22 protein-coding genes are annotated in these 19,337 nt (G+C 60.8%); 10 read left to right on the top strand and 12 right to left on the bottom strand.

Annotation, left to right across the window (positions count from 1 at the left end; translation table 11 throughout):
* Positions 1-42 precede the first annotated feature (42 nt).
* The 3 genes from EOA78_RS23815 (at position 43) to EOA78_RS36155 (ending at position 3,076) form a co-directional block, all read left to right on the top strand.
* Entirely contained in the window at positions 43-1,014 is a 972-nt protein-coding gene (locus tag EOA78_RS23815) for an SDR family oxidoreductase (RefSeq protein ID WP_127317257.1), read from the top strand.
* An 84-nt stretch (positions 1,015-1,098) separates the two neighbouring features.
* Positions 1,099-2,811, top strand: coding sequence for an HAD family hydrolase (locus EOA78_RS23810; protein WP_127317256.1), 1,713 nt, complete (start codon positions 1,099-1,101; stop codon positions 2,809-2,811).
* Between the two features lie 118 nt (positions 2,812-2,929).
* The gene (locus EOA78_RS36155; RefSeq protein WP_164783906.1) at positions 2,930-3,076 is read left to right on the top strand and encodes a hypothetical protein; all 147 of its coding nucleotides are present in this window, start codon (positions 2,930-2,932) and stop codon (positions 3,074-3,076) included.
* A 71-nt stretch (positions 3,077-3,147) separates the two neighbouring features.
* Here EOA78_RS36155 and EOA78_RS23805 read toward each other — a convergent pair whose 3' ends face one another.
* Both EOA78_RS23805 and EOA78_RS23800 read right to left on the bottom strand, forming a co-directional pair.
* Entirely contained in the window at positions 3,148-3,594 is a 447-nt protein-coding gene (locus tag EOA78_RS23805; protein WP_245477695.1) for a TIGR02588 family protein, read from the bottom strand.
* Positions 3,591-4,433 (bottom strand): TIGR02587 family membrane protein, encoded by an 843-nt coding sequence (locus EOA78_RS23800; protein WP_127211765.1) that lies wholly within the window; start codon positions 4,431-4,433, stop codon positions 3,591-3,593. Before EOA78_RS23800 ends, EOA78_RS23805 begins: the two co-directional genes overlap by 4 nt.
* A 197-nt stretch (positions 4,434-4,630) precedes the next feature.
* Between EOA78_RS23800 and EOA78_RS23795 the strand changes: the two genes are divergently transcribed.
* Positions 4,631-5,074 carry a PPC domain-containing DNA-binding protein gene (locus EOA78_RS23795; protein ID WP_127317255.1) on the top strand — a complete coding sequence of 148 codons (444 nt, stop codon included), beginning with the start codon at positions 4,631-4,633 and terminating at the stop codon, positions 5,072-5,074.
* 52 nt (positions 5,075-5,126) lie between these two features.
* Here the strand turns inward: EOA78_RS23795 and EOA78_RS23790 are convergent, their stop codons facing one another.
* Genes EOA78_RS23790 through EOA78_RS23775 form a run of 4 tightly spaced genes read right to left on the bottom strand, consistent with a single transcriptional unit; the run spans position 5,127 to position 7,901 of the window.
* Positions 5,127-6,398 carry a DUF763 domain-containing protein gene (locus EOA78_RS23790; RefSeq protein ID WP_127317254.1) on the bottom strand — a complete coding sequence of 424 codons (1,272 nt, stop codon included), beginning with the start codon at positions 6,396-6,398 and terminating at the stop codon, positions 5,127-5,129.
* A complete protein-coding gene (locus EOA78_RS23785; RefSeq protein ID WP_127317253.1) occupies positions 6,379-6,777 on the bottom strand; it encodes a hypothetical protein in 399 nt (132 codons plus the stop codon). The genes EOA78_RS23790 and EOA78_RS23785 overlap by 20 nt, the downstream gene beginning before the upstream one ends.
* A 57-nt stretch (positions 6,778-6,834) precedes the next feature.
* Positions 6,835-7,272 (bottom strand): GFA family protein, encoded by a 438-nt coding sequence (locus EOA78_RS23780; RefSeq protein WP_127317252.1) that lies wholly within the window; start codon positions 7,270-7,272, stop codon positions 6,835-6,837.
* Positions 7,269-7,901 carry an alpha-ketoglutarate-dependent dioxygenase AlkB gene (locus EOA78_RS23775; RefSeq protein WP_127317251.1) on the bottom strand — a complete coding sequence of 211 codons (633 nt, stop codon included), beginning with the start codon at positions 7,899-7,901 and terminating at the stop codon, positions 7,269-7,271. The genes EOA78_RS23780 and EOA78_RS23775 overlap by 4 nt, the downstream gene beginning before the upstream one ends.
* Before the next feature lie 161 nt (positions 7,902-8,062).
* Here EOA78_RS23775 and EOA78_RS23770 point away from each other — a divergent pair, with 161 nt between their 5' ends.
* Entirely contained in the window at positions 8,063-8,254 is a 192-nt protein-coding gene (locus EOA78_RS23770; protein WP_127317250.1) for a KTSC domain-containing protein, read from the top strand.
* Between the two features lie 72 nt (positions 8,255-8,326).
* Here the strand turns inward: EOA78_RS23770 and EOA78_RS23765 are convergent, their stop codons facing one another.
* Positions 8,327-8,533 (bottom strand): hypothetical protein, encoded by a 207-nt coding sequence (locus EOA78_RS23765; RefSeq protein ID WP_127317249.1) that lies wholly within the window; start codon positions 8,531-8,533, stop codon positions 8,327-8,329.
* 193 nt (positions 8,534-8,726) lie between these two features.
* On the opposite strand from EOA78_RS23765, the gene EOA78_RS23760 reads away from it, so the two are divergent.
* Positions 8,727-9,596: a Ku protein gene (locus EOA78_RS23760; RefSeq protein ID WP_127317248.1), complete on the top strand. Its 870-nt coding sequence runs from the start codon at positions 8,727-8,729 to the stop codon at positions 9,594-9,596.
* 3 nt (positions 9,597-9,599) lie between these two features.
* Positions 9,600-12,149, top strand: coding sequence for a DNA ligase D (gene ligD / locus EOA78_RS23755; protein ID WP_127317247.1), 2,550 nt, complete (start codon positions 9,600-9,602; stop codon positions 12,147-12,149).
* Between the two features lie 32 nt (positions 12,150-12,181).
* Here the strand turns inward: ligD and EOA78_RS23750 are convergent, their stop codons facing one another.
* Together EOA78_RS23750 and EOA78_RS23745 are read right to left on the bottom strand one after the other, a co-directional pair.
* Positions 12,182-13,180 carry an ATP-dependent DNA ligase gene (locus tag EOA78_RS23750; RefSeq protein ID WP_127317246.1) on the bottom strand — a complete coding sequence of 333 codons (999 nt, stop codon included), beginning with the start codon at positions 13,178-13,180 and terminating at the stop codon, positions 12,182-12,184.
* A gap of 83 nt (positions 13,181-13,263) precedes the next feature.
* Positions 13,264-14,067, bottom strand: coding sequence for a Ku protein (locus EOA78_RS23745; RefSeq protein ID WP_127317245.1), 804 nt, complete (start codon positions 14,065-14,067; stop codon positions 13,264-13,266).
* A 183-nt stretch (positions 14,068-14,250) separates the two neighbouring features.
* Between EOA78_RS23745 and EOA78_RS23740 the strand changes: the two genes are divergently transcribed.
* Together EOA78_RS23740 and EOA78_RS23735 are read left to right on the top strand one after the other, a co-directional pair.
* Positions 14,251-15,393, top strand: a complete 1,143-nt coding sequence (locus EOA78_RS23740; protein ID WP_127317244.1) for a branched-chain amino acid ABC transporter substrate-binding protein — start codon at positions 14,251-14,253, stop codon at positions 15,391-15,393.
* A 168-nt stretch (positions 15,394-15,561) separates the two neighbouring features.
* Positions 15,562-16,236, top strand: a complete 675-nt coding sequence (locus EOA78_RS23735) for a phosphoribosyltransferase (RefSeq protein WP_127317243.1) — start codon at positions 15,562-15,564, stop codon at positions 16,234-16,236.
* A gap of 108 nt (positions 16,237-16,344) precedes the next feature.
* Here the strand turns inward: EOA78_RS23735 and EOA78_RS23730 are convergent, their stop codons facing one another.
* The 3 genes from EOA78_RS23730 to EOA78_RS36150 form a co-directional block, all read right to left on the bottom strand.
* Complete coding sequence (locus tag EOA78_RS23730; RefSeq protein WP_127317242.1) at positions 16,345-16,560, bottom strand: hypothetical protein; 216 nt, start codon at positions 16,558-16,560, stop codon at positions 16,345-16,347.
* Positions 16,561-16,576: 16 nt separating this feature from the next.
* Positions 16,577-16,822 (bottom strand): hypothetical protein, encoded by a 246-nt coding sequence (locus EOA78_RS23725; RefSeq protein WP_029356303.1) that lies wholly within the window; start codon positions 16,820-16,822, stop codon positions 16,577-16,579.
* 232 nt (positions 16,823-17,054) lie between these two features.
* Entirely contained in the window at positions 17,055-17,216 is a 162-nt protein-coding gene (locus EOA78_RS36150) for a hypothetical protein (protein ID WP_164783905.1), read from the bottom strand.
* Positions 17,217-17,718: 502 nt separating this feature from the next.
* Between EOA78_RS36150 and EOA78_RS23720 the strand changes: the two genes are divergently transcribed.
* Positions 17,719-19,337: thiamine pyrophosphate-dependent enzyme (locus EOA78_RS23720; RefSeq protein WP_127317241.1), on the top strand; the 1,619-nt coding region annotated here is incomplete at its 3' end.

Raw genomic sequence — 19,337 nt, 5'->3', positions numbered from 1 at the left:
GCCGGACATGCGTTGTCCCTTCTCCAAGCCAAGGAGACAGCCATGCAGATGAAATCGGAAATCGCCGGCGAGGCCGCCAAGCAACGCCACATCCAGCGCGGCATCGACGCCAAGGACAAATCGAAGGGCAACGGCAAGCAACAAGGCGCCATGCAGGCCGGAGCACGCAAATATCCCGAGCCGCCCTTTCCTGAACAGCACCAGCCGAAGCCGGGGCACGAATGGGCGATTGAGCCGGCGCCGCTCTATGATGCGCCATTCTATATCGGATCAAAAAAACTAGATGGCAAAGTAGCCGTCATCACAGGCGGCGATTCAGGCATCGGCCGAGCCGTGGCCGTGCTTTATGCGCGCGAAGGCGCGGACGTCGCGATCGTCTATCTAACCGAGGACAAGGATGCCGAAGAGACGAAGAGGGCCGTCGAAGCCGAAGGCCGGCGCTGCATGCTGGTCAAGGCCGACGTCAGCGAACGCAACCACTGCCACAATGCTGTGGCTGAGGTGGTAAAGGAATTTGGCCGGATCGACGTGCTGGTCAACAACGCCGCTTTCCAGATCCATTCCAGCGACTTCAGCGAGCTGACCGAAGAGCATTTCGACACGACGCTGAAGACCAACCTCTACGGCTATTTCCACATGGCGCAGGAGGCCGTGCCGCATATGAAGCCCGGTTCGGCGATCATCAACAGCGGCTCCATAACTGGCATCGAGGGCTCAAAGCAGCTGGTCGACTATTCGATGACCAAGGGCGGCATTCATGCCTTCACGCGCGCGCTCTCGGGCAATCTTATCGAAAAGGGAATTCGGGTGAACGCCGTGGCGCCGGGCCCGGTGTGGACGCCGCTCAACCCGTCTGACAAGCAAGCCGGTGACGTTTCGAAATTTGGCGCAGACACGCCGATGAAACGGCCCGCACAACCGGAGGAGATCGCGCCGGCCTATGTGTTTCTCGCCTCACCGCATTGCTCGAGCTACATCACCGGCGAGATATTGCCGATCATCGGCGGCTACTAAGTGCTCGTCGCCGCTCAGCTCGATCGCGTGCGACCTCACGTGTGACGGTGGCAGCGGCGAACTCAGACATGAAATGGTCGACAGATGTATTTCATTGCCTTGGCGACAGACTATGACGGCACGCTGGCGCACGATGGGATCGTAGCTGAAAAGACGCTTGCAGCCCTCGAACGGGTCAAGAAAAGTGGCCGCAAACTCATCCTCGTCACTGGCCGCGAACTGCCCGACCTCAAGCGCGTTTTTCCCGAGCTCGGCCTATTCGACAAGGTCGTCGCCGAAAATGGGGCGTTGATCTACACGCCTGCCAGCGAGGAAGAACGTGCGATCTCACCGGCACCGGCGCCCAAGTTCGTCGCCAAACTGAAGAAACACGGCGTCAAGCCGCTTTCAGTCGGACGGTCGATCGTTGCGACCTGGGAACCACACCAGGCAACAGTTCTTGAGGTCATCAAGGAACTCGGGCTGGAGCTGGAAATCATCTTCAACAAGGGCGCGGTGATGATCCTGCCCAGCGGCATCAACAAAGCAACCGGGCTGGCCGCCGCACTTGAGGACCTCAGGCTGTCGCCACACAATGTGGTCGGTATTGGCGATGCTGAAAACGATCATGCCTTCCTGCAGGCTTGCGGCTGCAGCGTCGCTGTCGACAATGCACTTGCGGCGGTCAAGGATACCGCGGACCTTGTAACGCGCGGCGCGCGTGGAAAAGGCGTCGAAGAGCTGATCGAAAAACTGGTAAAGCGCGATCGGGAATTTGTCCGAAAACGCCGTGACGGCATCCTTCTCGGCTCGGTCGGCGGCGACGAAGTCTATCTGACGCCGACCGACACGGTTCTGATCGCCGGAAGCTCCGGCATCGGTAAATCCACCTTGGCCATCGCGCTGACGGAACGCTTCGTCGAGAACGGCTTTCAGTTCTGCGTTTTCGACCCGGAAGGCGACTATGATGGCCTCGAAGGCGCCGTCCGGATAGGCGATGGCTCGAGCGAACCGACAAAGGCACAAGTGCTCGACCTGATCGAGAAGCCGGACACCAGTGTGGTCGTCAATGGGCTGGCGTTGCGGGTCCATGAGCGACCGGACTTCTTTGCCGATCTGCTTCCCGGCCTTGGCAGTTTCCGCTTCCGTACAGCGAGGCCACACTGGCTAATCATCGACGAGGCGCATCATCTTCTCCCCAAGAAGCGCGACGACACGCGCGCCGTCCTGTCCTTGGAATTACCTGGCACTGTCCTGATCACCGTTCATCCGGAAGCGATTTCGACCGATGCCCTGCGTCTGGTCACTGCCGTCATTGCGCTCGGTCCCAAGGCCAAGAATGTCATCAAGGCCTTTTGTCATGAGACGGATACCAAGCCGCCAAAGGATATTCCCTCGCCAAAAGGCGAGCGCGTGCTGTTCTGGCGGCCGCAAGCCCGCAAGAAAATTGCCGTGGTCAAAGCGATCGAGCCGCGCCAGTCGCTCAAGCGTCACAGCCGTAAATATGCGGAAGGTCAACTCGACGAGGCCGGCAGCTTCTATTTCAGAGGTCCCGACAACGCGATGAATCTTCGGGCCCACAACCTGATGATCTTCGCTCAGATCGCAGAAGGCATCGACGACGGGACCTGGGAGCATCACCTGCGCGCCGGCGACTATTCCGAATGGTTTCGCCATCAGATCAGGGACAAGGAGCTGGCGCGCGAAACCGCCGAGGCAGAAAAAGACGAAATGCTCTCGGCGCAGGAAAGCCGCAAGCACGTTCTGGATGCAGTACGTCGCCGTTATACGGCTCCTGCCACCGCCCCGGAGGAATAGAGCAATTCCAGGAAAAGTGTGAACGGTTTTCCGTCCGGAATTGCGCAAAAACAAAGAGATAGAGCGGTTCGGCGTTTCCGTGAAACGAAAACCGCTCTAGGGAGCGAAGGGATCGGCCATGCACATCATTCTCGAAGGCACGGGCCAAGTTGGTTCTGCTGCAGCCATGTCGTTTTTACGGCAGGGCGAAGCGGTCACCATCGTAACTCGCGACCCGTCCAAAGGCGCTGACTGGACGCGTCGTGCTGTTCGCCAAAGCCCTTGACGCCCGGCCCGGTTGACCTCGTGATCCATGCCGAGTTCCACAGCCATTTCATCCATGACGTTTTCGACTGGTCAGGGTTCACTGTATCCACTAGCAAAGAGGCGCAGGTCATAGACCTCGGGATCTCGACGAAAGATCAACGCGCCCTTCCGTTGGGATTTCTGTGGGACATAGTCGAGCGTAGCGCTGCTCTCCTCGACGACCTCATCGCCATTGCGGAGTTCACCTTTGATCTCGACAGCAGCAACTGATTTCCCCGCCCTGTTTGCGGCGGCGAACTCGACCACATAGCCGCCCTCGGTGACCGCGACCGCGAGCGGCAGCACAACGATCCGGGCGGTCCCATCGCGCGTGCTCAAGCCATCGACGACAAGATAGCTGAGCACGGCAAGCAGGGCTACCGAGCTTATCCCCGCCACGACCCACTCCGTGACCGAAGTCCCGGGTTTGCGTGTCATTCCTTTCTTGTCGGACTGCTGCTTCTGTTGCTTGTCGCCTTTTGCGGGATTCTTTGTCACAGAATGAGCCTCGCAACCGCCGCCCCGAGTGCGCCAGGAAACGACAGAACCACGACTGCACTGAGTGTCTCCGAAAAGCCGGCGCCATCGGTCCTGCCGAAGGTCCACAGGATATAAAGGTTCACAAGCATCACCAGGACATAGCCGACGATTGCATAGCGAAAGAAGATGCTGACGAATCCAGCGCCTGGCTCGGGACTGTGCGAGCCGCGGAATTCGAACTCATAGACGAAGGCGTGCATGAGAGCGAGGGTGACCACCACCAGAGCGATTTCCTGCCAGGGGCGCATCTTGTAAGCGATGAGGACGACCTCCTCCGTTGGTGCGATGTTCACCGATAGAAACAGAGCTCCGACCACCATCAGGAACAACTCTCCGGTGTAGCCGGGCTCGGGAATATCCTCCTCCTCCAACAAACTCGGGCCAAGCTGAGCGCGTGCCAAAGATGCTCCTAGACTGCCGGGGACAACCTGCACCGCTATTTTGCCAATCACCTCCCGTAGCGGCATTTCGACGGTCACGATGCCGAAAATAAAAAACACCGCAGCAGCCGCCACAGCGGCCACAAGTATGGCCACAAAAGCATCGGCGATGCGGTCGCGAAGCGCCACCGTCTGGCGAAAGCCTCCGTACTTGTGCAGCAGCACCAGCATTGGCAAAGTGACAGCGAGGAACAGGGCGAGCCGCAGTGGGTGAAGGTGAAATCCCAGCGCCCAAGCTTCCATGGTCATCAGCACCGGGACGGCGAAGATCAACGCTCCGGCGAAGGCGCGCCCAAGACCAATCCAGAACTCACGCGGCGTTGGCCCACGCCTGACGATGATTTCAGTTGGCGCCACGTCCGCTCCCTCAGAGATAGCTGCGGGGAACAATGTTTCCTGCGCGATCTTGTTCCGGACCACTGCATTCTTCGATAGTCAGACGGCGCAACGATGTTCAAATCAGACCAAGCTGTTGGGAACTCGCGAGCCAGCTTTCCGTTCGAACTCTCGATCGAAACACAACGCAAAGCCGACACTGTGTCTGGAGTGAACCCATGAAATCGCAGCTCGTCGCCGAAAGCGCCGGACAAAGGACATTCGTGGTGGTGCTTGATCCTGGCGAGGAAGCGTTCGCGGCGCTTACCTCTTTCGCGATCGATCAGGACATTGGCGGCGCCTCGCTGACCGCGCTCGGCGCCTTCGAAGCGGCGACCGTCGGCTGGTTCGACTTTGGGCAAAAGACTTTTCGCAAAATCCCGGTCCGCGAACAGTGCGAGGTGCTCAGCGCGATCGGCGATGTCGCGATCGGCGACGACGGCAAGCCCAGCCTTCACATCCACGCGGTGCTCGGGTTGCGCGATGGCACCACGCGCGGCGGGCATCTGCTCGAAGGCATCGTTCGGCCGACACTCGAAGTCACTTTGGTGGAAGCGCCTGGTCACCTGCGCCGCAGAAAACGCCCGGAACTCGGGATCGCCTTGATCGATCTGGATGGCTGAAGCCGAATGCGGATCAGGCCAGGTCCGCTGAATTGCGATCCGGACCCGATTATCAGTTTTGTTTGATTTGTTTGATGTCCGCGGGCGTCTCGGGTGCGGCCTCCCAGCCGAATACGCTGCGGCCGCCGAGCAGATGCGACTGATCGAACTCTCCGGCAACAATTTCCTTCAGGCTGGGGCCTGTGGCATAGCGTTCGACCTGCCGTGACTGGTCGTCGAGCCGCTTCAAGGCACCGATTTCTTCGTCGCGGCCGAGCCTGGCCTTGTGGACGGCGGACTTCAGCACGCCGATCGTCTCGTCATAGACTTTCAGCGGCACGGGGAATGGATGCCTGTCCTTGCCGCCATGCGCCAGCGAGAAGCGGCCCGGATCGGAAAACCGGCATGGCGCGCCATGCAGAACCTCGGCAACCAGAGCCAGCGCCCGCACCGTGCGCGCACCGACGCCGGGGACCAGAAGAAGATCGGAGAAATCGGCGGGGCCACGCTCGGCAGCCGCCGCCATGTTCCCATGAAGGCGGCGCATGACGACATCGCTTTCGCGAACGTCGTGATGTGCCGGCATGACCAGGTGCGGCAGCATTGGCTGGTCGGGCTCCGGCGCTGCGGCCACGTCATGCTCAAGCGCGGCGAATTCCCTCAGAATGCGATCCGGTCCGAGGTCCTGCAGGAGTTCCAGCTGTCCCTTGCGCGAAGCGTCGGCGCGGCGGTCGGTCAGATTGACGATCTCGCCCTGGTTGGCGCCCTCGATGGCGGCATGCGGCTGGTCGACGAAGCTCTTCAGGCCTTCGGACAGCCAGTGATAGCGGCGCGCCACCTTGCTGTCGCCGTTCATGCCCTGCTGCACCACGACCCAGTCGCCATCATTGGTCACGATAAAGCCATGCAGATAGAGGTCGAAGCCGTCCTGAACGGCGGCGCTGTCAACCTTGGCGACGAGCCGGCTGGCAGCTGCCAGGCCTGTTCCGTCGAAGCCGACGCGCTCGCCGATGACGGCAAGCTCGTGCGGGGTCTTGCGTGAATGCGCGCCGCGGCCGCCGCACACGTGAATACCAAGTTCGCCTGATAGCGGAGCCAACCCGCGTTTCAAGGCGCCGATGACGCTGGTCGTGATGCCGGATGAATGCCAGTCCATCCCCATGACGGCGCCAAACGATTGGAACCAGAAGGGATGCGCCAGTCGGCGCAGCAACTCCTCGCGACCGTAGTGGTGAATGATCGCCTCGCACATGACCGCGCCAAGGCGCATCATCCGGTCGCCGAGCCATTTCGGTACGCGTCCGCCATGAAGTGGAAGGTCTGCGCTACCCGATCGTTGTGCCAAATCTTGCTGCCTGTTGCCGATCTATGCCTTGCGCTCGACAGATATATCGAAAGCGGCGTGAAGAAGCGATGCCCGTTTCAGGCTGCCGATACGCGATCCGAATTCCATTGCCGGCCTTGGTGCCCGGCCGCTTGGCGATCACTGTAGCGGTTATCGCTTCGCTGAGGAGATCAAACTTCTCGATGTCACAATGCTCGCCCGTCAATAAATCCGTCGGCCGCGGTGACTTGTCAGGTCGCCGCCAATTGATCTCGAACGACATCACGGGTCCGTCGGGATCTGGGCGCCGCTCCGTTCCAACTAGGCGTGCTCGATAACCGGAAGGCCCGATGATCGTCTCAAGGTCTTCATGATCCGCCGCCTTCCAGGTGAGCGCCAACACAGCGTCGTGGTTGCGGGGTATCACCAGATCGCCCCATTGGCGGCGTTTTGCCGGTTACCGATCGGCGGGATTTCCGACCGCCGGATCGCGCCGCCTTGAATATCTTCCCACACGTGGCAGATCGTCACGAAATTCCACCCACGGCAGCTTCATGTCCCAATAGGCATGAGCCTGCGGCGCAAAACGTTCGGGGTGGTCGAAGAAGCCGATCGTCACATAGAGTTCTTCGGGAAGCCCCTGGTCGAGATAGGCTATGGATGTCCCGCAATCGGCGCAGAAGGTGCGGAGCACGCCTGGGGTCCTCGAGAACGTCTTCGGCGTGCCGGTCAGCAATTTGAACTGGGCCGGTCGATAGCCGACCCAGACGGTCAGCGGGCTCCCTATGGCCTTGCGGCAATCGTCGTCGTGATCGGAGCAGATCCAGAACGGGTCGCCATGCATCTCAGCCGTTATCGAACCGCAAAAACAGGAGCCGGTCTCGATCCTGGTCATCGAACTGTCGCTTCTGATCGAGGCGACCGTTGCGGGTGCAGAGTCCGCAGGGTGATGGAGTAGCGGTGCTCGGAAAGCGGCGGGATGCTGTGCTGCCATTCGGTGCGCGCCGGTCCCGTCATCAGGTAAGCCGACCTTGGCTCGATGATGATGGTCTGGCGATCCCATCCAGCGCCGTTCTTCCGGCGGAGCCGAAAGCTGCAGGGCGCAAGAAGAGAAACGCCGGCCACGGCATCGAACTGCGGCTTGTCGCGATGCCAGCCGATACCCGCGCCGGGCCGGTACTCGTTGATCAAGACCTGCACGAAAGCATCGGCGGGCAGCCGCGCAAATGCCGCCACCTTGTCCCTGAGCGGCATCAGAAAAGCAGGGATAGGCGGCGCCTCGATGACTTTGCGTTGGTCAAAATCGTAGCGCAGGCCAAAACCGGCGACGCGCCGGTTTGCGAGATGGCCATGAAAGTCGAAAGGCTGGAAGGCGAGACTTTCGAGCTGCCGCACTAGCTCGGCCTCTTCCTCCGCGGTGATCAGCTCCGGCTGATAGTGAAATCCTTCCGGCAGATCGTTGGGCGCACGAAACAGGTCGCCTTGGCCAGCGAATTCCGGCTGCTTGGTTTTGAGCGATGGCATCAACCCTAATTGGTGAAGCCGGCCGGCGGCGGCAAGACCGGAGGCGTCGAGCCCGCTTGATCATCGTCCCATATCTTTGCACGAGACGGAACCTGGCTTGCCGGGGCGGGTTGTTGCCCAGACGCGTCGAGTGTTGGGGTCGAGTGTTGGGAAATCAACGTATGAATTACGATCCGGCGACGAGGACCCTCTCAGTATGGTTCGTCCCAAGCGGATATCGCTACGATTACCACGACGTGCCGCAGCAGACCTACGCTGCATTCCGCAACGCCACGGCAAAAGGTCGGTTCTTCAACGCGTTCATTCGCGATCGATATAGGTACCATCTGGTCGAGCAGAGCCAGTCGGGGTGAGACCGGGTGCCTTGTCGCCGGTAATGAAACCGGGAATGCCTGCCTCATAGGGTCCGGTCGCCATCCGACCGTTCATTGCGCCGGCGGCGTTCCGGGTTGATCGCCGCCCGTGGTGGTCTTGGGCCTTGGATCCTTGTCGACCTCGGGATTTGGGTCGACGGTGTTGGTATTGCTCTGTGTCGGTTCAGTGGTGTTGCCCTGTATCGGTCCGGCCTCGTTGCTGCAACTCGCCAAAGCCAGAGCCGCCACCAGGGCCGACAAAAATGATAGCCTCGTCATCGATAGTCTCATCATGGCCAACCGCTCCACTTTCTGCTCGACAACGGCGGGTCGTGAATTTGGTTGCAGCGGAATGGGTTGTCTGCTGGCCCAGGACCCTTCTGATCGTCGCCGCGTAGGCGCCAAAGGAACAAATCTCGGCGCCGCCACGTTGCATTTCCAGTGCAATGCTTGTGACAGAGAGGCTAACGTCTTGGCGCCGAGAGCAAATTGGAAGGGTTTTCTGAAAATTGGAGAACTCAGCTGCCCGGTGGCGCTCTATACGGCTGCCTCGACCTCAGAGCGGATCGCTTTCCACACAATAAACCGCGCCACGGGCCATAGGGTGCATCGCTCCTTCGTCGACAGCGATAGCGGCAAACCGGTCGAAAAGGACGACCAGGTCAAAGGCTTTGAGATCGGCTCGGGTGAGTACGTCGTGCTCGAACCCGATGAGGTCGCAGCCGCTGTCCCCGAGAGCGACAAGACGCTGTCGGTCTCGGCCTTCATCGGCTGTTCCGATGTCGACGACGTGTATTTCGACAAGCCGTATTACCTCGCCCCGCCGGATAAACACGCGGAGGAAGCTTTTGGGCTGATCCGCGAGGGCATGCGCAGGAAGAAAGTCGCTGCCATCGCCCAGACCGTCCTGTTCCGGCGCATTCGGACCCTGCTCATCCGGGCCTATGACGAAGGCCTGGTCGCAACGACGCTGAACTTCGACTACGAGGTGCGCTCGGCGGAGGAGGCCTTCGACAACATTCCCGATATGAAGATCGAGGGCGAGATGCTCGAACTGGCCGAACACATCATCAAGACCAAGAAGGGCAAATTCGATCCGACCAAATTCGACGACCGATATGAGGCGGCGCTTGCCGAGCTTGTGAAAGCAAAGCTCGAAGGCAAGAAGATCGCCGTTCCGAAGCCGGCCAAGCGGGAGAAGGTCGTCGATCTTATGGATGCGCTGCGCCAGAGTGCCGGCGTTGGCGGCAAGCAGCCCTCGACAAGAAAGCCAGCGGCAAAGTCAAAGCCGGCGCGCCACGCAAAGGCGAAGCAGACAGCACCGCGTCGGAAGGCCGGCTGATCGATGGCGCTCGAGACCTACCGCAAGAAGCGCAATTTTTCCGTTACCCCGGAGCCGCAGGGGCGCAGGGCGCCGGGAACCGGCAACAGCTTCGTCATACAGAAGCATGATGCCACCCGGCTCCATTACGATTTTCGTCTCGAAATTGACGGCGTGCTCAAGAGCTGGGCCGTCACAAAAGGGCCGAGCCTGATCCCCGGCGAGAAGCGCCTTGCCGTCCATGTCGAGGATCATCCTTTGGAATATGGCGGTTTCGAAGGCACGATCCCTAAAGGCGAATATGGCGGCGGCACCGTTATTTTGTGGGACAGAGGCACTTGGTCGCCGATCGGCGACGCGCATCGCGGCTATGCGAAAGGCCATCTCGATTTCGAACTTCACGGCGAGAAGCTTGGCGGCCGCTGGCATCTTGTGCGGATGGCCGGAAAGCCGCGGGAGAAGCGCGAGAACTGGCTGCTGATCAAAGGCGACGATGACGCCGTGCGCACGGAAGGTGATCCCGACATTCTGGACGAGCGGCCGGAATCCGTCGCGACCGGCCGCAAGATCGAGGACGTCGCCGGCGAAGAGCCCGGCTGGTCGTCCAAGACGGGACGCATTCGGAAGCGCCGCGGCGGCCGCACGGGGGCAACTCAACCAGAAGAGCGGCCTGCAACCGTAAGCGTTCCCGAACCGTCAAAGATCAAGGGTGCCAAGAAGGCAGTGCTTCCCGATTTCGTCGAGCCGACGCTGGCGACCCTTGTCTCGTCCGCGCCGTCCGGCGAACGCTGGCTGCACGAGATCAAATTCGACGGCTACCGGCTGCAGGCCAGGATCGAAGCCGGTCGCGTCAAACTGTTGACGCGGAGCGGTCTCGACTGGACAAAGAAATTCGGAAAGGCGGTCGTTTCGGCGCTGGCCGATATCCCTGTCGGGACGGCGCTGATCGATGGTGAACTCGTGGTCGAGACCTCCGCCGGCGCTTCGGATTTTTCCGCGCTGCAAGCCGATCTCAGCGAGGGCCGCAGTGATCGCTTTCGCTTCTACGTCTTCGACCTGCTTCATCTCGACGGATACGATCTGCGCGACGTTGCGTTGATCACCCGCAAGGAACTGCTGGAAAAGATCATCGGCGGTGATAACGGCATCATCAGCTACAGCGGACATTTTGAGGAGAATGGTGCTCTGGTCCTACAACACGCCTGCCGGCTAAGCCTGGAAGGTATCGTCTCCAAGCTTCGCGATGCGCCTTACCGCTCTGGCCGCAGCAAGAACTGGGTGAAGTCGAAATGCTCGGCGCGGCAGGAATTTGTCGTGGCCGGCTATGTCCCCTCGACAACCTCGCGCAATGCGATCGGTTCGCTCATCCTGGGTGTCTATGATGACGGCAAGCTTCATCATGTCGGACGCGTCGGCACCGGCTACACGGCGGCGGTTGCCGAGAGCCTCTTCAAGAAGCTCGAGCGAATACGCATTCCGTCAACCCCGTTCGACGAACGGCTGACCGCCGAGGAGGCTCGGCAAGTCCGCTATGTCAGGCCGGAACTCGTCGCCGAAATCGAGTTCCGGGCGTGGACCGCCGACGGAAATCTGCGCCACGCCTCATTCCGCGGATTACGCGAAGACAAGCCGGCGAAGGAGATCGTCCGCGAAACGCCGAAGACGAGCAAGGCAGCACCCAAACCTCAGCGTCGGACCGTCAAGCTCACCCATCCCGATCGCCTCTACTGGCCGGACCAGGGCGTGACCAAGGAAGGTCTCGCCGATTATTATGCCGAGGTCTGGCGCTATGCGTCGCCCTACATCGTCGGCCGGGCACTGGCGTTGGTGCGATGTCCCAGCGGTATTTCGGGCGAGCAGTTTTTCCAGAAGCATGCCTGGAAGGGGCTCAACCCCAACATTGTCCTGGTTCACGACCCCAAGGATCCGCCCGACGAGCGGCTGATCAGCATCAATGATCTCGATGGGCTGATCGGTCTCGTCCAATCGGCGGCGCTGGAGATCCACCCCTGGGGTTCGATGGTAAGCGATTGGGAGCGTCCGGACACGATCATCATGGATCTCGACCCCGGCGAGGACGTGAGCTGGGAGGCGGTGATCGAAGCCGCCGTCGAGACCCGCGACCGGCTGAAGGATGCAGGGCTTGTCCCCTTCATCAAGACCTCCGGCGGCAAGGGTCTGCACGTCGTGGCGCCGTTGAAGCCGAAAGCGGAATGGCCTGTTGTAAAGGCGTTTACCAAGGCGATAGCCGACTCCATGGCCGCCGACAGTCCCGGCCGCTACGTCTCGACCATCACCAAATCCAAACGGCGCGGAAAAATCCTCGTCGACTATCTGCGCAACCAGCGCGGTGCGACCGCGGTCGCACCCTATTCGACAAGAGCGCGACCCGGTGCGGCGGTGTCGATGCCGCTTGCCTGGGACGAGCTCGGACCCGGCATCGGACCGGCCTATTTTACCGTCGAGAACACGCCGACCCGGCTTGCCTCGCTGTCCTTGGATCCCTGGCAGGATTTCCGAGCCGCCGCAGCGCCAATCGAAGACCGTGCAAACCGGCGCAAGAAAGCGGCTTGAGGACGGCATTACGAAGTCATGACTCGGAATAATCAGGCGATCTGCTCAAACGTGCATTGTTCCGGAGCCTTGTCCGGCCGCCAGCGCAGGAACTTGGTGCCATGCCGGAAACGGTCGCCGGTGACGTGATCGAAGCGTACTTCGACCACCAATTCGGGCCGGACCGGCTCCCATTCACCGCTGCGCTCGGTGCTCCAGCGGCTCGGCCCTCCCGGCGCCTTTCCGGTGAAGCCGGGGGGCTCTCGCATCGCTTCGAGTCTGCGGGTAAGCTCGGCCCTGTCGTCCTTGGCAATGGTCGAGGTGAAACCGACGTGATCGAGCTTGCCGGCCTGGTTGTACAGACCCAGCAACAGAGAGCCGACCTGCGGACTGTTGCTGAGATAGCGAAAGCCGCCGACCACGCAATCGGCCGACCGCAACCGCTTTACCTTCACCATCGCGCGCACCCCCGGTTGGTACGGACCGTCCAGCCGCTTGGCGACCACGCCGTCTGTCGCCCCATGTCCGGCAGCCCCTAACCAGGAGCGGGCTTCCTTCACATCGCGCGTACAGTGCGAAAGCACGATGTTCCTGCGGTTTGCCGAAGCGACGAAAGCCTCAAGGATCGCTCGCCGTTTTTTCAGGGTCCGCGCCAACCAGACGGTTCCGTGCTCATCGCAGAGCATGTCGAACAGGACGATGCGAGCCGGGGTTTCGGCGGACAGCTTGCGGATCCTGCTCTCGGCGGGATGAAGCCGCATCTGGAGCGCGTCGAACGAAAACTTGCCGTCGACCGAGATGACGATTTCACCGTCGACGACAAAACGGCGCGACGGTAATTCCTTCAATGTCGCGACGAGTTCGGGAAAATAGCGTCCGAGCGGCTTGCCTGACTTTGCGCGCAACTCCACCGCATCATCCTGCCGAAATGCCAGGCAGCGAAAGCCATCCCATTTGCGCTCGTATTGCCATCCGTCTCCTTCGGGAATCGCATCGGCCGCCTTGGCCTCCATCGGAGGCGTATCGAGCGGCAGGAGGAAATCGCGGGTCATCGGCGGGTGCTGTCGAAAGCAGGATCGCGGGGTGTGACCTTCATTGTGCTGCCTCTGTCCCAGCCCAGCCTGCTTCCAGGCGCTTATTTCCGCTTTCCGGCCTCCGAGCCGATGCTCTTGCGCAGCGCATCCATGATGTTGATCACGTTGCTGGGCGGTTGATCGGCCTTGGCCTTCGCCTTGGCTGGACGCTTCTTGCCCTTCTTCTTCGAGGCAATGATCTCCAGCAGCCGCGCCTGGACGGGATCTCCGGTCATGGCGGGATCCCACTGCCTGGTTCGCTCATCGATCAAGGTCGAGACCATTTCCATCAGTTTCGGGTCGGGTTTGGCGTCTTCGATCTTGCCGAAATAATCCTCGGGATCGCGAACCTCGTCGCCATAGCGCAGTGTCCACAGCACGATGCCCTTGCCTCGTGGTTCAAGCATGACGGCGCGCTCGCGGCGGTACATGACCAGTCGCGATATTCCGACTGTCCCTGTCGACTGCATCGCGTCGCGAATGACCGAGAATGCTTCCTCCCCGACCGGATCGTCAGGGGTGAGATAGTGGGGCTTGTCGTACCAGATCCAGCCGATGCTGTCGGCATCGACAAACATGTCGATGTCGATGGTGCGCGTGCTCTCCAGCGCGACTGCGTCGATCTCATCGTCCTCGAGCAGGACGTATTCGTCCTCGCCGCGCTGATAGCCCTTGACCTCATCGTCTTCAGCAACTGGTTTGCCGCTGACGGCGTCGACATATTGGCTGACGACGCGATGCCCGCTCTTGCGATTGAGCGTATGGAACCGGACCTTTTCGCTCTCGGTGGTAGCGGGCGTCATCGCGACCGGACAGGTCACGAGCGAAAGCTTCAGATAGCCTTTCCAGAAAGGACGCGGCGCCATCGAGGATCCTCGGCAGGTGTAAAACAGTCGAACGCATCAAGGTGATCGATTGTTCCAGCATCGTTTCGTCGCGCTCCCAAGGCTCGCCAGCAAGAATCCATCATTTTTCCGGTTCGAGAAGGAACCGATGAGCGCAAGCGCAGTTCGGGGCAAACAAACAGCTCGGCAGCAGGGACCATTTCAATGTCGGAAGCGATCCGGATCGCAATCGGCGCTCCATTGTCGGGAAATGCGGCGGCGCTTGGCGCCGAGATGAAGCAGGCGATCGAGCTCGCGGTCAAGGAGCAGAACGCGGACGGTGGCATTGCGGGCTTTGCCATCATGGTTGAGGGTGCGGACGATCAGGGAAAGGTCGAAACCGGACGGCAAGTCGCGGACGACTTTTGCAACCGGCCGGATCTGCTTGGCGTCGTTGGCCATTACAACAGCAATGTCACCATCGCTGCGGCGGAAATCTATGCCGCCCACGACCTCCCGATGATCACGCCGATCGCTTCCGACACAGCGCTCACCGAGCGCTCTCTGCCGAATGTCTTTCGCTTCACCAACCGGGATGATCAGACCGGAGCAGCCATTGCCCGTCATCTCTACGACACCATGGGCAAGCGCCGCGCCGTCCTGGTCGAAACCGAAACGATGTACGGCCACAGTATGGGCATCGCGTTCTCGCGGGCCTTTCTGTCGCTCGGAGGACGCATCGCGGAGCGGCGAACGGTTCGCGAAGGGAGCCGCGATTTTGACCCGCTGGTCGCATCTCTGCGGGCCGATTTCGATCTGCTATTCTACGGCGGCAGTTTCGAGGGTGCTTTCATCCTGCGGGCGATGCGCCGTGCAGGTCTCCACCAGCTCTTTGCCAGCGGTGACGGCTGTTGGGACGCGGTGAATTTCCTTGAGCCTGCGGGAGAAACCGCAACATTGGGCGAAGGCGTTCTCGTGCTGTCCGCCACGCCCGAAGTGGGTAGAGTCGCTGGTTCAAGCGATTTCGCTGCGCGCTATGCGGCGCTGTTCGGACCGATCGGCAACTATGCGGTGAATTCCTACGATTCAGTCCGCGTGCTGATCGCCGCAATCAGGGACGCGATCACTGAATCCAAAGGAAATCCGAGCCGGCGCGACGTTCTGACTGCGATGCGGAAGCTCCGCTTCAAAGGCATTGCCTATAGCGATCCCGTGCAGTGGGACGAAAAAGGCGACAACCTGGCTGTCGTCACGGCGCTCAATGTGGTGGAAAATGGCCGATTCCGACAGGTTGCGGAGATCCCGCAGACACAAGGGGACCTGATAGATGCGGCCTTGCGACGACCGCGGCAATTTTTATCAAGGTGAAACGAAACAATTGCCTCCGATCGCCGTTTCGCCAGCAAGGCGAATTTTGGGCGAGGAGGCGACGATGAGTGCAACCGGCCCGGAGGTTTTCGGCAAGACGCTGCAGACCGCGAACATCTTGGCACGAGTAGCGACCCAGCGATGCCAGGTGTCGCAAAGGTGAAGCCAATGATTTTTGACGCGCCGAAATTCAGGGATCGAACGGATGCGGGGCGCCAGCTTGCCGCCGCTTTGACTGGGTTCGCGGCAACCGATCCACTGGTACTGGCGCTGCCACGCGGCGGAGTGCCGGTTGGCTTCGAAGTGGCGAAGGCACTCCGTGCCCGGCTCGACGTGCTGCTTGTACGCAAGATCGGCGCGCCGGGCCATTCCGAATATGGCATCGGCGCGGTCGTCGACGGGGAGAATCCGCAGCTCGTCCTCAACGAGGAGGCGATGGCTTTGGTCCAACCGTCAGACGATTACGTCGAGGCAGAGAAACGGCGGCAACTGCTCGAAATCGAACGCCGCAGAAGCCTCTATCTCGGCAGCAGGCCTGCGGCTTCGGTCCTTGGCCGGACTGTTATCGTCGTCGACGACGGCATAGCGACCGGAGGCACGGTCAGAGTGGCGCTCAAGGCGTTAAGGAAGGATCGGGCCGCGCATGTTGTCTTGGCCGTTCCGGTAGCACCCAGGGATACGCTCGACCTGATAAAAGCCGATGTGGACGAAGTGGTCTGTCTCGCCACGCCCGAGCCGTTTGTTGCGGTAGGCCGGTATTATGGGGACTTCGCGCAGACCACGGACGCGGAGGTGATCCGGCTGCTGCGTGAGGCGGAACAGTCGATGCGATCTGCCCGTTAACTCATCGCCGACAGCCGAAGGAGCACGCTATCGCTAACGGATGCGGATCGTCGAGCGGGCGATATCTTTCTCTACCAGCCAGACCGCGCGCCAACGGCGGGCGAGCCGTCAGTCCCGCAAACGATTGGCAGCGTGATCCTGGCGCTGCTCGGTCGCGACCTGCTTGGAATCCAGACCGCGTTCCTTCGTATGCTGAGCCTTGTCGCGGTTGGACAGGATTTGGTTTTCTTCGAGCTTATCCTTTGGGGTCGTGGTCATGGCACCAGTACCAGAACCCTTTCCCCGTGCACCCGCTCCGATATGCTTCTTGCTACCTTTTGCCATAGGCTTGCTCCAATTCTTAGTCGTCGGGACGGTTCTTGTGATGAACGCTCTCCTGATTTTCTCCCCGAAGAATGTTGCGATCGTCAGGATCAACAAGGTCGGGTGTCTTGGACCTGATTTCCGATCCCTTGCGCAGCGCTTCACGTTCCGCTGCGGATCGCTTCAGGTCCGCCTCTGCGTCGAAATCCTTGCCGGCGCCCTTCGTGTTCTCCCGCTTTTCGATGATGCGCAATTGCTGCTCATGGGTCCTGCGTCCAGCCATTGGTACCTCCAAGATGCCTTGCGTTCGATTTGAGGCCCAGATTGCCGGCGGCATCGTCGACTTCCCGGTGATTGCAGGGACCAACGGTCCTTGCCGAATCGTGGGCACCACGGTCTGAGCCTGTCCTTATGGCGATAATGGCAGGGCCGCGGGATCGTTCCGAAATGGCGGTCGGATAAACCGTCCATCGCTCATCGACTCCGGACTGCCCATCCGCATCTGCCACGATCCGTCAGTCTTTCTCCTCGCGATACAAGCGTTCGGTCGCCCGCTCGCTCTCCCTGCGTTCTGCGGGACCGCGACGGCGTCGCGTAAGGAGCGCGTAGGCGATCAGGATTGCCAGTATCAGGGGCCCGCCTGCAACGACGAGCAACCACATGCTGTTCTCAAACATGGACCATCTCCTTTCCCTCACAACCGAGAAGGCGCCGTAACCGTTCCTGGGCTCTGCGAAATAGAACCCTGTTCGCTGCGGACGCCGCTCGACCCGAAGCGATTGCCTGTCTGCGAGCTCGCGATCCGTTGCTTTGTGACGGCAATTATGCTACTGATTTGGCTGTGGTGCTGATTTGCGCCGACAACCCGCCGCCGAGGTGGGTTTTTTGTTTGAGTTTCGGCCATCCCTCAGAGCTGCATGTCACGCTTAAGGCGCGACTTGACCTCGCCGAACCATTTCCGAGAAACCGAGACCTGGCTGAAGTCCAAACGCGGTCTCCTGCGGTTTTGCCAGGCAAAGGCCGAGGCCCCGCCTCTCAGGCGGCGCTGCCCGCCGGCCGTTCCGATGGAACATCCAGGCATCTCCGTCGTTCGGCGACTGATCGCCGATGTCCACGTCTGACGCCTACCGCCGCAGCGAGAGCGTAAAGCTGCAAATACCAGATACAGAGGAGGCAACCATGCCCAACACTGCCGAGATCCTTGTCGACACATTGATCGCCTGGGACGTTCGCGTGATCTTCGGCCTGCCGGGAGACGGCATAAACGGCATCATGGAGGCGCTGCGCACAAGGCAGGACAAGATCCGCTTCGTACAGGTGCGCCATGAGGAATCCGCGGCTTTCATGGCGACGGCCTATGCCAAATGGACGGGCAAACTCGGCGTCTGCCTCGCCACCTCAGGGCCAGGAGGCACTCACTTGCTCACCGGCCTCTACGACGCAAAGCTCGACCAGGCGCCGGTCCTTGCCATAACCGGCATGCAATTTCACGACCTGATCGAGACGTTCACGCAGCAGGATGTCGATCTCACCCGTGTTTTCAACGACGTCGCCATCTTCAACACGCAAGTGACCGACGCAGCGCATATGGAAAACGTTGCCGGCCTGGCCTGTCGTTCCGCGCTTGCGGGACGCGGCGTCTCCCATCTCTCGATAGCCAGCGACGTGCAGGAACAGGCGTCGGCAAAGCGCTCGCCCCGCAACCTTCCAAGACATACGCCCGAACGGTGGTTCGAAGGGGACAAGCGACCCGACGAAGCCCAGCTTGCTCTTGCGGCCGATATCCTCAACACAGCCTCAAAGGTGGCGATACTCGCCGGGCGCGGTGCGCTGCATGCCCAGGCCGAACTCGAGAGGACGGCGGAACTCCTCGCCGCACCCGTTGCCAAGGCTCTGCTCGGCAAAGCCGTCTTGCCGGACGATCACCCGCACGTCATGGGCGGAATCGGAATATTGGGCTCGCTGACCTCGCAGGAGATCATGGAGGAATGCGAGGCGCTGCTGATCGTCGGCTCGACCTTCCCTTACATCGAATACTATCCCAAGCCCGGCAAGGCGCGCGGCGTGCAGATCGACCGCAACGCGCAGCGGATCGGCCTTCGCCATCCGGTCGAGGCCGGTCTCGTCGGCGATGCGGCCATCACACTGCAATTGCTGAATGAAAGGCTGAAGCCAAAGCAGAACAGATCCTTTCTCGATAACGCGCAGCAGAGCTTACAGCGCTGGCGCAAGATGATGGCCGAGGCCGAAAGCAGGGATGACGTGCCGCTCAAACCGCAACGCGTCGTCAAGGCATTCGGCGACCGAATGCCGGCCAATTCGATCCTGGCCAGCGATTCCGGTCAGAACACCGAACTTGCCGCCCGTCATATCGATATCAAGGCAGGACAGGATTTCGCCGTCTCCGGCTCGCTGGCATCGATGGCCTGCGGGCTGCCCTACGCGATTGCCGGCGGGATCGCCTTTCCGGGCCGGCCGGTTTTCGCGGTGGTGGGCGATGGCGGGATGGCGATGCAGCTTGGCGAATTCTCGACGGCCGTGCGTTACAAGATTCCGCTCAAGCTTCTGGTGATCAAGAACAACATGCTCAACCAGATTGCCTGGGAGCAGATGATGTTCCTCGGCAACCCGCAATTTGCCTGCGAACTCCAGCCGATCGATTTCGCTTTGGCCGCTGAAGCTATGGGAGGCATCGGCTACAGCGTCACTCGGCCTGAGGACGTCGATGGGGTCCTTGATGCCGCATTTGCCGCGGAAGGTCCGGTGATCATAGAGGCGGTCGTCGACGCGTATGAAAC

Origin of the sequence: Mesorhizobium sp. M5C.F.Cr.IN.023.01.1.1 (assembly GCF_003997585.1) — a bacterium.
Lineage (GTDB): Bacteria > Pseudomonadota > Alphaproteobacteria > Rhizobiales > Rhizobiaceae > Mesorhizobium > Mesorhizobium wenxiniae.
Note: the sequence above shows the minus strand (reverse complement) of the source record. Positions and strands in the feature narration are given on the sequence as shown.